Genomic DNA, 13,097 nt, shown 5'->3' with positions numbered 1-13,097 from the left:
TGGATAATTTACGAATTAAAATTCAATATCAGCAGACATCTCTGTTTCCCCTCTCTTGAATTTCACCGTTGTTTTATCCCCCTTTTTAAACTTGCCAAGGGCCTGCATATACTGTTCCACGGAAGCAGTAGGGAAATCACCTAACTGCAGGACAATATCACCTGCCTGCAGGCCTGCTTTTTTAGCCGGACGCCCATCGCTTACACCATCCACCTTTACCCCATTTCCACTGAAACTGTAATCCGGCATGATTCCCATACTTACACTGAAGCGTGCGGATGTACTGGTTTGTTGTTCCCGGGTTTTGGTGAATACAGGTTTTGCTTCGGCCGGTGTATTTTTAATCACATTCCGGATCAGTTGAACGATGCGGTATTGTCCTTCGTAATTGATCTTTTCCGAATCATCACCAGGCTTGTGGTAGTCTGTATGAAGTCCGGTAAAAAAGAAAAGCACCGGAATGTCTTTGCGATAGAATGAGGAGTGATCGCTCGGACCCGTACCACTGCTGTCGAATTTAATCTTGAAATAACGGCTGTCACTGATGGAACTGAATGTACCAGACCAGACCGGTGATGTTCCGTACCCACCAATCGTGAGCGAATGGCTGCTGTCGTTTAACCTTCCCACCATATCCATATTGATCATATAACTCACATTGCCCATCGGAAGGGTTGCGTTTTCCGTATAATATTTCGATCCGAATAATCCGAGCTCTTCCGCTGAAAATGCGATGAACAGGTAATTGCTTTTTTTGCTCCTGTCTTTTTTCATCATTCGGGCCAGCTCAATCAGTGCCGCTGTTCCGCTGGCATTGTCATCGGCCCCGTTGTGAATGGCAGGGCTGCCGTTCCTGATCATCGAATTGCCATCTTCACCATAACCCAGGTGGTCGTAGTGGGCGCCAAGAATTATCGTGTAGGGAGCACCGTTATCAATGTATCCGATCACATTATGCCCGGTCCTTTCCATTTTTGTAAAACCTGTTTTCAGCTTGATCTCCAGCATATCGGTTTCATCGTGCAGGTATTTGTCGGACTCGTCCTTGTTGATGAATAATACGGGAATCGGCAATTCCTCTCCTCTTTGCTTCGGGTTGTACACCTGCGTCGGATCATTGTAAAGGATGAGTGCTGTGGCCCCTTTTGAAGCGGCATCCTTCGCCTTTACCAGGATATTATTTTCGGCATCGAAATGCGGGTTTTCCCTGTTGGCTTCCTTTTCAGCGCCCAGGTCCAGGAACCATGGAACACCGGCTTCCTTCAATGCAATGGAGGGAAGTGCTTCCAGCATTTTTTCCGGTGAAATGGCATAGGGAAAGAAATGATCTTTCGGGATCTCTGTTCCATTGATGAAGAGATAGCTTCCCTGGCGGTAATCCTTTCCATCATAGATCGGGAAGGACTGCAGCCAGCTTCCTCCATCGCCCTTCGGCTCGAGTCCAATGCTTTCCAGTTGCGTGCTGATATAGGTCCTGGCCAATGCTTCACCTGCTGTGCCTGCGCGGCGACCTTCCAGTTTGTCATCTGCAAGGTAACTGACATGCCCTTTCAGGTTACTGATAACCAGTTTATCGGCTTTTTTTAGTTTCTGGGACATTGCCGGCAGCGTACTGATAAGGCCGGCTGCAAATAAAACTCTCAAGATCAGGTTCATAGCGATTAAAGCTTTAATAGGCAAAGGTATCATAGCGATTGCTAATACCATGCCGTAATAACAATAATTAATATGGTAATCTGCTTCTCTTTCCGTTACTTTTGCAGATTGGCCTGTTCGCAATGGAGGCATCATCAAAAAGAATAGAATGGCGTTACCGCACCTTATCAAATATGTGTATACCAATGGAACCGATGAAGTGATCCGGAGAGGAAAGAAGATACATGCCATCGGTTATGTTGAAATGGTGGAATACGATGAATTAATGGGTTCTGTAACATTCCGCGTGAAGGATGACAGTTATGCAACTTATTACAAGGTGCTTGTCCAGAAGTTTTCAGACCCCAAAGCATTATCGGTTCGTTGCAGCTGCCCCTATAATCTTGGCGATATCTGCCGCCATGAAGCTGCCGCTTTGATCCAGTTACAGGAACTGCTGGACCGCAACCTGTTGCGGGCTGAGGAAGTGGAGTACGACCAGCGGCACACGGTCCTGAAAATGAAGAGTATCGACCTGAAAACCATCAAACTGCTGAGTGGCCAGGAAAACTATAACGAGGCAGAGCAATATCTCCGGACCAATAAGGCCAATATTGAATCTGCCGCCGACGAAGTGGTGAAAGCCACGGTGGACCTGGATGGAAAACAATACAAGGTGGTACTGAGGAAAAATGAGGAGCGGAATTTCGATACCAGTTGCGATTATGTAGACACCAAGCATCCGATCTGCCTGCCAAAAGTGATCGTATTCCTCCAGTTACTGAACGCTTACGGCCCCAATTATTTCGATTCGATCCGCAACTGGGACAAGGAAAAAAATAAACTCCTGGAGGCATACGGATACAGCCTGAATGACAACCTCAAAGGAAAATTCGAGTTTGCCTATAAAGAAGGGAAACCATACCTGAGGGTGCTGGATGCCTCCATTAAGAGGATCAACCCCATGCAGGTAAACAGGCCAAAACCCCAGGAAGTGGTGGTGGCTACAGAAGAATTAGACCTCGCGGCGGGTGAAAAGGAACCCGGCACAGCCCAGCGTTTAGGGATCGTATTTAACCTGCACCAGAAATCTTATCCGGGGTTTATACTGGAAGCTGTGCAGGGAGAAACGGAAGAAGAGCAGAAGCGGTTCCTCGGAAAGGTGGAAAAAACCGATCTCTCCAAGTATGTGAATATTGAAGCATTTCCTGAATCGGACAGGCACCTGATACCCGCCCTGCGGCGCATGCAGGATAGCGAACTGACGAAATACCTGAACAGGAACTCCCCTTTCAGCGGTATCTGGGAGAATATCGTACACCATGAAAACGAAGACCTCCCGGCCGAAACCAAACACCTGGTGGTGGAGTACATGCTGCCGAAACTGCGGAAAATGATGAACGAAGTGGCCGATAGTCCCTTCGTCTTTATGCTGCCCCCCGGCAAGGCGTTCAAGACAGACAACCTGCATCCCATTGGGATCATCACGGATCCGCTCGTGCCTTATTTCAAGGTTCAGCCCAGGGGAAAACAATATGAAATCAGTTGCTGGGTGAAGATTAATGGCGCCGAGTTAAAGCTGACCGAGAACCAGCTCAGCAGCAACCTCCTCTTCTTTCACCACGATCACATGTATTGCTGGCGCAATGAGGAAGATGTAAACCGTGTGGAAACTTTCATGCCTAAAGGCTCCATTACGATAACGAAGGCCACCTGGCCCATGCAGCTCCGCCAACTGGTGTTGCCGCTGGCAAAACATTACCACGTTGAATTTGATCCTTCCCTGATTTCCTCCTATAAGGACGGCGAGCCGGAAAGAAAACTGATGCTCCAGGAAAAAGGCGATTACCTGGTGTTCCAACCGATATTTTCCTATAAAGGGTATGAGACCAGGCCAGGTGATAAGGATGAGATCATTGTACCAGATGGCGAAAAGGTCATGATCGTGCACCGCAATAAGGAAGTGGAAAACCAGTTCCTGCAAAAGATGGAAGCCCTGCATTCCAACTTTATCAGGCCCGACGGTTCCCAGAACCTGGTACTGAAAGGGGCCGATGTACTCCGCAACAACTGGTTTTTCCTGTTCGTGGATGCCATGAACGACATGAAAGTTCCGGTTTATGGTTTCGAGGCATTAAAGAATTTCAGGTTCAATACGGCCAAACCGCAGACCAGGATCCAGATCAGCAGCAATACCGACTGGTTTGATGCCAAAGTGGACATTGTTTTCGGCGACCAGAAAGTAACGGTTGCGGAGGTGAAACGCGCACTGGCCAACAAACAGCAGTTCGTGCAGCTGGATGACGGGTCATTGGGTATCCTGCCCGAAGAGTGGATCAAAAGGTATTCGCTGCTGTTCCGTATCGGTGAAGGCAAAGCGCAGAACCTGCGGTTGTCGAAGTACCATATGAGTGTGATTGATGAGTTGTACAACGAGCGCAACGAAGAAGAATTGTTTGTACAACTGGAGGAGAAATACGACCGGCTCAGAGGATTCAAAAGCATCCGTGAAGTGGATCCGCCGGCCCACCTGCAGCCGATCCTGCGTCCTTACCAGGCATTTGGTTTTCAGTGGCTCAACTACCTGAGTGAAGTGAACTGGGGAGGCATACTGGCAGATGATATGGGTTTGGGTAAAACCGTTCAGGCCCTGAGTTTCCTGCAGCATTACAAGGACAGTCACGATAACCTGAGGGCACTGGTTGTTTGTCCCACCACCCTGATGTTCAACTGGGAGAATGAGATCCGCAAGTTTACCCCTTCACTGAGTTATCACATACATCATGGCGGGGAGCGCACCAGGAACAAGGGGCTGCTGGAGGAAAAGAATGTGATTATCACCACCTACGGTACACTGAGGAGCGATATCAAGATGATGGTGGATGTTGAATTTGACTGTGTGGTGCTGGATGAATCGCAGGCCATTAAAAACCCCGCCAGTAAGGTAACCAAAGCGGCATCCCTGCTTCGTGCGAAACATCGGTTGTGCATGAGCGGTACCCCTTTGCAGAACAATACATTCGATATTTATGCCCAGATGAACTTCCTGAATCCCGGAATGCTGGGAAGTATGGAGTTCTTCCGTCAGGAATTTGCCATTCCGATTGATAAGTTCGGCGAGCAGGAAAGAAAGGATCACCTTAGAAAGATTCTGTTCCCCTTTATTTTAAGGCGTACCAAGGAGCAGGTTGCCAAGGACCTTCCCGAAAAAACCGAGACCATCCTCTGGTGCGAAATGGAGGATGAGCAGCGGAAAATTTATGATGCCTACCGCAATGATTTCCGCGACAAGATCCTGGGCACCATTGAGAGCCAGGGCATGAACAAATCGCAGCTCACCATTCTGCAGGGACTGATGAAATTGCGCCAGATCTGCGACTCCCCGGCTATCCTTAATGAGCAGGATAAATTTGAGAACCATTCCATCAAGCTGGAGGAACTGGGCCGGGAGATCACCGAAAATATCAGTAACCATAAAGCGCTGGTGTTCAGCCAGTTTTTAGGAATGCTGGCATTGATCAGGGAAAAACTGAAAGAACTGGAAGTTGATTTTGAATATTTTGACGGCAGCACATCAGCAGTGGACCGGGAAAAAGCCATCCAGCGATTCCAGCATGATGAGAAGTGCAGGATTTTCCTCATCTCCCTGAAGGCGGGGGGCGTGGGTCTGAACCTGACAGCGGCTGATTACGTATATATCGTGGATCCCTGGTGGAACCCGGCTGTGGAGCAACAGGCAATCGACCGGACGCACCGGATAGGGCAGACCAAGAATATTTTTGCCTACCGGATGATCTGTAAGGACACTATTGAAGACAAGATTTTGCAGTTACAGGAGAGAAAGCGGGTGCTTGCGCGTGACCTGATCGCCGACGACGAAGGATTTGTGAAGAACCTGACCAGGGAGGATGTTGAATACCTGTTCAGTTAAGGCATCAATAAAATGCCTCACCGGGGGTGAGGCAGGGCGCGTACATAATATTGTGGTTTCAGCGGTAAGCGCCGGATATATGGTTGGGTTAGTCGAAACAAAATTCAGAGGCGAACACTTTTCCGGGCATAACCAGGCCTGTGTTCAATGGGCGATTCGCCCCGGAGCAGGACCAGCAGGAGGGATTTGATAAAACGGGAAATGTTCAATCCGGAACGGTAGTTGTCTTTGTTTATTTTGATGGCATGGGTACTGAAGTACATGTCTTTCCTTTCCATGGATCCTGATTTTAGGTGGTTTATTACAATAAAAACGAATATACTCCTGATTTATTGCAGTATTATCAGATCAAAGCTTGCCGCAGGGCATTGATTTCTTAAATTAGCGGGCTTCTACAAAAATTATGGCAAAAAGTTTATTCAACAGGGGAGGAAACGGTGCGGTAGAAATGTCATTTGTTGACCACCTCGAGGCACTCCGCTGGCATATCATGCGATCATTGGTCGCTATCCTGGTCGGTGCAATTGTGGTATTCATTTACATGGATTTTTTCTTTGGCCAGGTGGTTATGGGCCCCGCCAATAAAGATTTTATCACCTACCGCGCACTTTGCTCCTTCAGTCACATGATTGGCATGGGAGATGCATTGTGCCTGGCCGATATCAACCTTAAGCTGATTAGTACCGAGATGAGCAGCCAGTTCATGATGAGTTTTACCATTGCTTTTGTGGGCGGACTGGTGATCGCTTTCCCCTATGTATTCTGGGAGTTCTGGCGTTTTGTAAAACCTGCCCTGACTGATAAGGAAATCAGAAAGACCGGCGGAATGATTTTCTGGGTATCCCTGCTGTTTTTCAGCGGGGTGGCTTTCGGTTACTTCCTGCTGGCACCCTATACAGTGAATTTCTTTGCTGCCTATACCCTCAGTCCCATGATCCAGAATACCTTCACGATCAGTGACTATATTGATAATATCGTCTCCCTGGTACTGGGTACCGGTCTGGTTTTCCAGCTCCCGCTGGTAGTGTATTTCCTGGCCAAGATTGGATTGGTAACAGCTGAGTTTTTGCGGACCTACCGTAAATTTGCAGTGGTGGTCATCCTGGTAATTGCGGCCGTGATCACCCCGCCGGATGTGCTGAGCCAGCTTATCGTTACAATCCCTTTGTGGCTGCTTTATGAGATAAGTATCAGCATCGCTGCCCGTGTGAACAGGGAAGATCCGATGATAGACAAGAAACCGGCTGAGTGGAGTTAGGTGAACAAAGTCCAGACCTCAAACCTCAAAAAATAAGATATGTCCACATTCTCGAAATCCTTACCCGTCGCCATCGGCTGTGATCATGCCGGGTATGAATACAAGGAAGCGATCAAGGCCCATCTGCAGAAACTGGGCTGGCAGGTGAAAGATTTTGGAACTGATGGACCGGGTTCCGTGGACTATCCTGATTTTGCCCATCCGACTTCTTCCTTTGTAGAATCCGGGGAAGCTGCATTTGGTGTGCTGATTTGCGGCAGTGCCAATGGAGTGGCCATTACAGCCAACAAACACCAGGGTGTGAGGGCCGGATTGTGCTGGGATAATGAGGTCGCCAAACTCGTGCGCATGCACAACAATGCCAATATCATTTGCCTCCCCGCCCGTTTTGTTGCACTTCCCTATGCCCTGCAGATGGTTGACACTTTTATGGAAACCGCGTTTGAGGGTGGCCGTCATGCCAACAGGGTAGGAAAGATATCCTGCAGTTAATAACCGTTCCTGTATTTAAGTTGGTATAACGGGCAGGTTCCTTAATTTGCCCTATCAACTTATACAGATCATGAGAAAACTTTTCTTACTGCTGGGATTGATCCCGGCAACCATGTCGCTGGCACAGAAAAAGCCCAGCCAGAAAAAAATCGCGGAAACCATTACGGAAACGGATCTCCGCAATCACCTCTACATCATTGCAGGGGAAGAGATGGAAGGCCGGGAAACTGCCAGTGAAGGCCAGCGTAAAGCTGCTGCCTACATCGAAAATCATTTTAAAACCATTGGCTTGCTGCCAGGGAACAATGGCAGTTACCAGCAAAGCTTTCCGGTGTACCGTGACTCACTTTTAGGCAGCAGTCTTCAGGTAAACGGCCGCAGTTTTGAACTAAACAAAGATTTTCAGCCAGTTCTTCGCGGTACCAGGTCCGGCACCCATTACTTTTCAGAAGTCGTATTTGTTGGATATGGTATCGCTGACGACCGCCATGATGATTACAAGGATGTGGATGTGAGGGGGAAGGCTGTGTTGCTGCTGGAAGGCGCTCCCAAAGGGTTTACCAGCGAGAAGAAAGGCTTTGAATCACCCGCCTCACTGAATAATAAATTCCAGCAGGCCTCCAAAAAAGGCGCGGCTGCCGTATTGGTGGTAGGCAATGATTTTCCACGGAAACCTATGGTGACGCTGGGAAATATGTATGTAAACCTTTTTGCACCCGAACACTCCCCGGGTTTTTATTCGGTTTCAAGGGATGTAGCTGCTTCCATTCTGGGAGGCGACTGGCAGCCTGTTTCCGAAGCAGCGAAGTCTGCCCTGGTTACGGCAAAAACCTACCAGGCCAACACCCTGTTGGATCTGAAAAAAGAAATTATTTTCCTCGAAAGCACCAATGTGATGGGATATGTGGAAGGTTCTGATAAAAAGGACGAATGGCTGGTAGTAACTGCCCATTATGACCATCTGGGAAAGCGCAATGGCGTTATCTGGTATGGTGCGGATGATGATGGTTCCGGAACTGTAGGCGTGCTTGAAATGGCGGAGGCTTTCGCGAAAGCCAAGGCAGCCGGCGCAGGTCCCCGTCGTAATATCCTGTTCATGACCGTTAGCGGTGAAGAAAAAGGACTTTGGGGTTCCCGTTATTACAGCGAACATCCAACCATTCCCATTGAGAAGACCACGGCCAACCTCAATATTGATATGATTGGCCGGGTTGATACAGAGCGCGGATCGGCTGACACCCTGAATTATATTTATGTGGTTGGTGATGACAAACTGAGTACTGAATTGAAGCCCCTGAGCGAGGGAGTGAATAAGAAATTTACCAGGATGTCGCTCGACTATAAATTCAATGACCCCAACGATAAGAACCGTATTTATTTCAGGAGCGACCATTACAATTTCGCACGCAAGGGTATTCCCGTGATCTTTTATTATGACGGCATGCTGCAGGCTGACTACCACAAGCCTACTGATACCCCTGACAAGATCTATTACACCCTGATGAAAAAGCGTGCGCAACTGATTTTCCATACTGCCTGGGAAATGGCCAACCGCGACCAGATGATGAAGCGTGACCTGGAATTGCCTACCATGTCCAGGTAAAATATCTTCCGGTCGAATTAAACCTTTTTCTGAGGTGAGGGTCTATGAATGTATAAATCACTTATACCACCTAAGAAACATTCAACATGAAGACTAACAACAACATTAAACTCTGTGTCATGGCCGCCCTGGTGCTGGCCTCTGTAATGGTATCTGAGTCTGTGTCTGCTCAAACGAAGGTCAGGAAACGTGACCGCATTGAAGATGTGCACGATCGCCGTGAAAACCGCCGCGACCGCCGCGAGGACAAGGTTGACCGGAAGGAAGATGTAAGGGACCGTCGCGAGGATGTGCGTGACCGCCGCGAAGATAAAAGGGATGCCATGCATGATGGTGGCAGGCTCGACCGGATGGAAGATGTGCGCGACCGTAGGGAAGACGTAAGAGACAGCAGGGAAGATGTACGTGACCGTCGGGAGGACAAGCGTGATCGTAAAGAAGATCGTCGCGACCGCAGGGAAAATCGCCGTGACAGAAGGAATTAAAATTTTAGTGGTGTCTGATTTTAGGATGGTGTCTGACGTTAGTGTCCGGTGGATTCAGTAATCCTAAACGTCAGACACCTTTCCGGATCGTAGGTGTCTGACGTTAGTGTCCGGTGAATTCGTTGATCCCAAACGTCAGATTCTGTGTTAAACACCAAGTTTTGATATCAATTTATATTTTTGTGCTTTAGGCGGCTTAAGCCAGCCTGTTTAGTGGAGCAGTCTCTTGATGACTGCTCCCTAATTTTTTATAGTGTTTCCTGTGGCAAAGGACTGTTGTGCAAATAAGACTTGTCATAGGTGCTGTTATGCTTAAAAAGCACGTAGGTCATTTCCAGTAGTTTCCTTTGCACTGCCACCACCGCTTTCATTTTGATGCCATGTTTGCCCACCAGGCGTGTAAAGATTGCCTTGAACCGCTCATCGGTGCGGATGGCAGCCAGGGCAGGCAGGTGCATGGCTTTGCGTAAATAACTGTTTCCTTTCTTGGATATCGTTGGCTTGCTCCTGATGGAGGTTCCCGATTGCTTTTCCCGTACATCCAGACCCGCATAACTGGTCAGCTGTCGCTTGTTGCGGATGAGCTCAAAGCCATTGGTTTCTCCCAGGATGGTCGCTGCCGTCAATAACCCGATACCAGGCAGGCTGCTCATCAGTCTAACCTGCCGATAAATCTCTTCATCCCGCTTTACCAGGGCCATTAACTCAGTGGTGATCTCCTTTACCTGCTTGTCCAGTAAGGCTATTTTCTGGTTGATCCGCTTCACACTGGAAGCAAGGGGTTCAAAGCCCGCCAGCTCAGCATGCAACTGGTTTTTGGCTACCGTACGGTCGGCGATCACCTGGTCCCGCTCGCGCGTCAGGTGCCGGATCCTGCGGTACAGACTATGGGGAGGTTTCCAGCTATCCAGCTTTCTCTCCAATCCAAATCGGGTCAGTGTTTCCGAAGCCGTCTTATCAGTAACGGTCTTTACTTCCAGCGTCCGGAAAAAATTACTGATTTTATTGGGAACAACCACGCTCACCTCCAGCCCCTTCCCGGCTAAAAAATGCGCCAGCTGTTCGTGGTAAACACCCGTGGCTTCCATTACAAAACGCAGACCAATACCCGGTTCCGTGCGACTGCTTACCCAGTCCACTAACCCCTCAAAACCACTGGCACTATTGGAAAAGGTCTTATGCGCATAAATGTCCACCAAAAACGCCTCATCCATACGCCCTAAAGCCACCACCAGTTCATTTTGGGCCACATCAATGCCCACTGCCTGTCTGAGTAAAAGTTTCATACCAATTCAATTTTTAAATGATATAAAGTGAAAATCTCTCTTCGTTTTGTCTCCTGCATGGATATTCTGGCTATGCCGCATTGAAGCATGCCTTACATTCTGTTCAAACTCAAAGAGATAAAAGAGGGAGGCTTTTTCTGACGTACAACATGCCTGCCTGGCTGTTTAGACACCTATTCGCTCTCACCCCTTTTCACATGTATAATTCAAAACTATTGGTATATTAATTCAAAGAACTACTCCTTCTTACAAACATAGGAGACACCTTTCCAAACGTCAGACACCTTTCCAACCGTCAGACACCTTGCCACTCCTTACCACCCCAGTATATAAGCGAAGATCAAAGGAGCTACAATAGTAGCATCACTTTCCACGATGAACTTCGGGGTGTCAATACCGAGTTTGCCCCAGGTGATCTTTTCATTCGGAACGGCGCCGGAATATGATCCGTAAGAAGTAGTTGAATCACTGATCTGGCAGAAATAACTCCAGAAAGGCACATCATGCCATTCGAGATCCTGGTACATCATTGGTACCACACAGATCGGAAAATCACCGGCAATACCGCCACCGATCTGGAAGAATCCCACCCCTTTACCACCACTGTTCTTGCGGTACCAGTCAGATAGCCAAACCATATATTCAATACCACTTTTCATGGTGGTGGCCTTCACTTCGTTCTTGATAACATAGGAAGCAAAGATGTTACCCAGGGTGCTGTCTTCCCAGCCGCCCACAATAATCGGAAGGTTCCTCTCAGCAGCCGCAATCATCCAGCTGTCTTTAGTATCAATTTCATATCCATCTTTCATCACTTCGCTGTTCAGCAGCTTGTAAAGGAATTCATGCGGGAAATATCTTTCACCGGCAGCATCGGCATCTTTCCAGAGTTTCGCAATGTGGTGCTGGATTTTGCGGAATGCTTCTTCCTCGGGGATACAGGTATCCGTTACTCGGTTGAGGCCTTTTTCAAGCAGATCCCACTCTTCCTGTGGGGTAAGGTCCCGGTAATTGGGTATCCTCTTATAGTGAGTATGCGCAACCAGGTTCATTACATCTTCTTCAAGGTTGGCACCGGTACAGGAAATTATATCCACTTTGCCCTGGCGGATTATTTCTGCCAATGATACTCCCAGCTCGGCCGTACTCATGGCACCGGCCAGTGTTACCATCATTTTACCACCTTCCAGCAGGTGTTTTTCATACCCTTTTGCAGCATCTACCAATGCCGCGGCGTTGAAGTGGCGGTAATGGTGTTGAATGAACTGCGATACAGGTCCTTTGCTCATGATTGTTAGGTTTTATGGGGGCAAAGGTATAAATAAAAAAAGTCCCGCCTTACGGGGCGGGACTTTACTTTTCCAACAAAACCTCAGAGAAAAACCTGCTTATTTTTTTGTTTTGGAATAAACAGTCCAATTAGTGCTGTTCTCGCTTTTTAAAACGAGCTGGTGGCTGCCGTTTTCCAGTGTGATATAGTAACTTGTTTCAGAGTCTTTTGCCATTTCAAACAAGCTGCTGATCCAGTAATCAGAATAATCTTCTTTTACCTGTGTCATCAGTTGGATCGGAAGCTGTGTGGTTAAAATATTGCGGTAAACTCCTACCAGCTGACCTTCTTCGTTAAGGAAGGCAAACATTACCTGGCCGTTCATTTTGAACTGTGCCTTGTAAAGATCATTGACTCTTGACCAGCTGGTCTGCTCAGCGGCGGAAAATTCCTTTTTAAAACTGGTCTCAACGCGTTTGCTAACGTCGTTTTTGTTGTTGTTGCTGTTGGCGAAAGTGGTAGTTAAGGTCAGTGCCAATACCACAAATGCTGTGATATGCTTTTTCATTGTATAAGGTTTAATAGAGTGATGCTTGTTTGACGCGTTGCGTCAGAACAGGGTTACAATTTGTTTTTAATTTTTTTGAATACGCTCAGACTGCCAGCCGGACTAGCTGAAACGATCAGCGAAGATTTTTCACCATGAAGCGTTACATGATAAGTGGTGCTTCCATTGGAAATGTGCTCAATCACATTTCTTACCACATGCTCAGGATAAGTTTCACGGATTGATTTGGTAACCATAATGGGCAGGTTGTCCTTACTTACATAACGGGCTGTGGCAACCAGTGCTCCGGCCTCATCATAAAAGGCACTCAGCTCAGTATCACGGTACTGGAAAGTTGCCTGGTAAAGTCCGGCATCATCAATAGATTTCCACTGAACATTTTTTGCTTCACCGAATTCTGTACGGAATGATTCCAGTACTTTTCCTTTTACAGGATCTACACTTGCGAAACTTGCCATGCTTACAAAAGCAGTTGCGGCGATTAAGAGAATCTTTTTCATAACTAACATTTAAAGGTTTAATGATTAATGTGCGTTTGATAGTTTGACGATGTAAAAGTATTTTGGTTA

At 47.7% G+C, this 13,097-nt stretch carries 11 protein-coding genes; 5 read left to right on the top strand and 6 right to left on the bottom strand.

Annotated elements, in window-relative coordinates:
- Positions 1-15 precede the first annotated feature (15 nt).
- Positions 16-1,656, bottom strand: a complete 1,641-nt coding sequence (locus BC349_RS17400; protein ID WP_187258064.1) for a M20/M25/M40 family metallo-hydrolase — start codon at positions 1,654-1,656, stop codon at positions 16-18.
- Positions 1,657-1,804: 148 nt separating this feature from the next.
- Between BC349_RS17400 and BC349_RS17395 the strand changes: the two genes are divergently transcribed.
- Complete coding sequence (locus BC349_RS17395; protein ID WP_187258063.1) at positions 1,805-5,566, top strand: DEAD/DEAH box helicase; 3,762 nt, start codon at positions 1,805-1,807, stop codon at positions 5,564-5,566.
- A 104-nt stretch (positions 5,567-5,670) separates the two neighbouring features.
- On the opposite strand, the gene BC349_RS17390 is transcribed toward BC349_RS17395, so the two are convergent.
- The gene (locus BC349_RS17390) at positions 5,671-5,844 is read right to left on the bottom strand and encodes a hypothetical protein (protein ID WP_187258062.1); all 174 of its coding nucleotides are present in this window, start codon (positions 5,842-5,844) and stop codon (positions 5,671-5,673) included.
- Positions 5,845-5,969: 125 nt separating this feature from the next.
- Here BC349_RS17390 and tatC point away from each other — a divergent pair, with 125 nt between their 5' ends.
- The 4 genes from tatC (at position 5,970) to BC349_RS17370 (ending at position 9,404) form a co-directional block, all read left to right on the top strand.
- Positions 5,970-6,824 (top strand): twin-arginine translocase subunit TatC, encoded by an 855-nt coding sequence (tatC, locus tag BC349_RS17385; protein WP_187258061.1) that lies wholly within the window; start codon positions 5,970-5,972, stop codon positions 6,822-6,824.
- A 39-nt stretch (positions 6,825-6,863) separates the two neighbouring features.
- Positions 6,864-7,316 (top strand): ribose 5-phosphate isomerase B, encoded by a 453-nt coding sequence (gene rpiB / locus BC349_RS17380; protein WP_187258060.1) that lies wholly within the window; start codon positions 6,864-6,866, stop codon positions 7,314-7,316.
- Positions 7,317-7,386: 70 nt separating this feature from the next.
- Positions 7,387-8,919 (top strand): M28 family peptidase, encoded by a 1,533-nt coding sequence (locus tag BC349_RS17375; protein WP_187258059.1) that lies wholly within the window; start codon positions 7,387-7,389, stop codon positions 8,917-8,919.
- Positions 8,920-9,005: 86 nt separating this feature from the next.
- Positions 9,006-9,404 (top strand): hypothetical protein, encoded by a 399-nt coding sequence (locus tag BC349_RS17370; RefSeq protein ID WP_187258058.1) that lies wholly within the window; start codon positions 9,006-9,008, stop codon positions 9,402-9,404.
- Positions 9,405-9,652: 248 nt separating this feature from the next.
- Here BC349_RS17370 and BC349_RS17365 read toward each other — a convergent pair whose 3' ends face one another.
- The 4 genes from BC349_RS17365 to BC349_RS17350 all read right to left on the bottom strand — a co-directional run bounded on the left by BC349_RS17365 (position 9,653) and on the right by BC349_RS17350 (position 13,028).
- Positions 9,653-10,690, bottom strand: a complete 1,038-nt coding sequence (locus BC349_RS17365; protein ID WP_187258057.1) for an IS110 family RNA-guided transposase — start codon at positions 10,688-10,690, stop codon at positions 9,653-9,655.
- Between the two features lie 314 nt (positions 10,691-11,004).
- A complete protein-coding gene (locus BC349_RS17360) occupies positions 11,005-11,979 on the bottom strand; it encodes a deoxyhypusine synthase family protein (RefSeq protein ID WP_187258056.1) in 975 nt (324 codons plus the stop codon).
- A 99-nt stretch (positions 11,980-12,078) separates the two neighbouring features.
- Positions 12,079-12,528, bottom strand: a complete 450-nt coding sequence (locus tag BC349_RS17355) for a hypothetical protein (RefSeq protein ID WP_187258055.1) — start codon at positions 12,526-12,528, stop codon at positions 12,079-12,081.
- A 53-nt stretch (positions 12,529-12,581) separates the two neighbouring features.
- On the bottom strand, positions 12,582-13,028 hold the full coding sequence (locus BC349_RS17350; RefSeq protein WP_187258054.1) for a hypothetical protein: 447 nt from the start codon (positions 13,026-13,028) through the stop codon (positions 12,582-12,584).
- Between the last annotated feature and the right edge of the window lie 69 nt (positions 13,029-13,097).

Origin of the sequence: Flavihumibacter stibioxidans (assembly GCF_014332695.1) — a bacterium.
GTDB lineage: Bacteria > Bacteroidota > Bacteroidia > Chitinophagales > Chitinophagaceae > Flavihumibacter > Flavihumibacter stibioxidans.
The sequence above is the reverse complement of the archived record's forward strand: the minus strand, read 5'-3'. Positions and strand labels throughout refer to the sequence as shown.

Coding starts and splice junctions, on each gene's coding strand:
- BC349_RS17400 (WP_187258064.1), bottom strand. CDS start 1,656: ATGAACCTGATCTTGAGAGTTTTATTTGCAGCCGGCCTTATCAGTACG.
- BC349_RS17370 (WP_187258058.1), top strand. CDS start 9,006: ATGAAGACTAACAACAACATTAAACTCTGTGTCATGGCCGCCCTGGTG.
- rpiB (WP_187258060.1), top strand. CDS start 6,864: ATGTCCACATTCTCGAAATCCTTACCCGTCGCCATCGGCTGTGATCAT.
- BC349_RS17390 (WP_187258062.1), bottom strand. CDS start 5,844: ATGGAAAGGAAAGACATGTACTTCAGTACCCATGCCATCAAAATAAAC.
- BC349_RS17375 (WP_187258059.1), top strand. CDS start 7,387: ATGAGAAAACTTTTCTTACTGCTGGGATTGATCCCGGCAACCATGTCG.
- BC349_RS17365 (WP_187258057.1), bottom strand. CDS start 10,690: ATGAAACTTTTACTCAGACAGGCAGTGGGCATTGATGTGGCCCAAAAT.
- tatC (WP_187258061.1), top strand. CDS start 5,970: ATGGCAAAAAGTTTATTCAACAGGGGAGGAAACGGTGCGGTAGAAATG.
- BC349_RS17355 (WP_187258055.1), bottom strand. CDS start 12,528: ATGAAAAAGCATATCACAGCATTTGTGGTATTGGCACTGACCTTAACT.
- BC349_RS17395 (WP_187258063.1), top strand. CDS start 1,805: ATGGCGTTACCGCACCTTATCAAATATGTGTATACCAATGGAACCGAT.
- BC349_RS17360 (WP_187258056.1), bottom strand. CDS start 11,979: ATGAGCAAAGGACCTGTATCGCAGTTCATTCAACACCATTACCGCCAC.
- BC349_RS17350 (WP_187258054.1), bottom strand. CDS start 13,028: ATGAAAAAGATTCTCTTAATCGCCGCAACTGCTTTTGTAAGCATGGCA.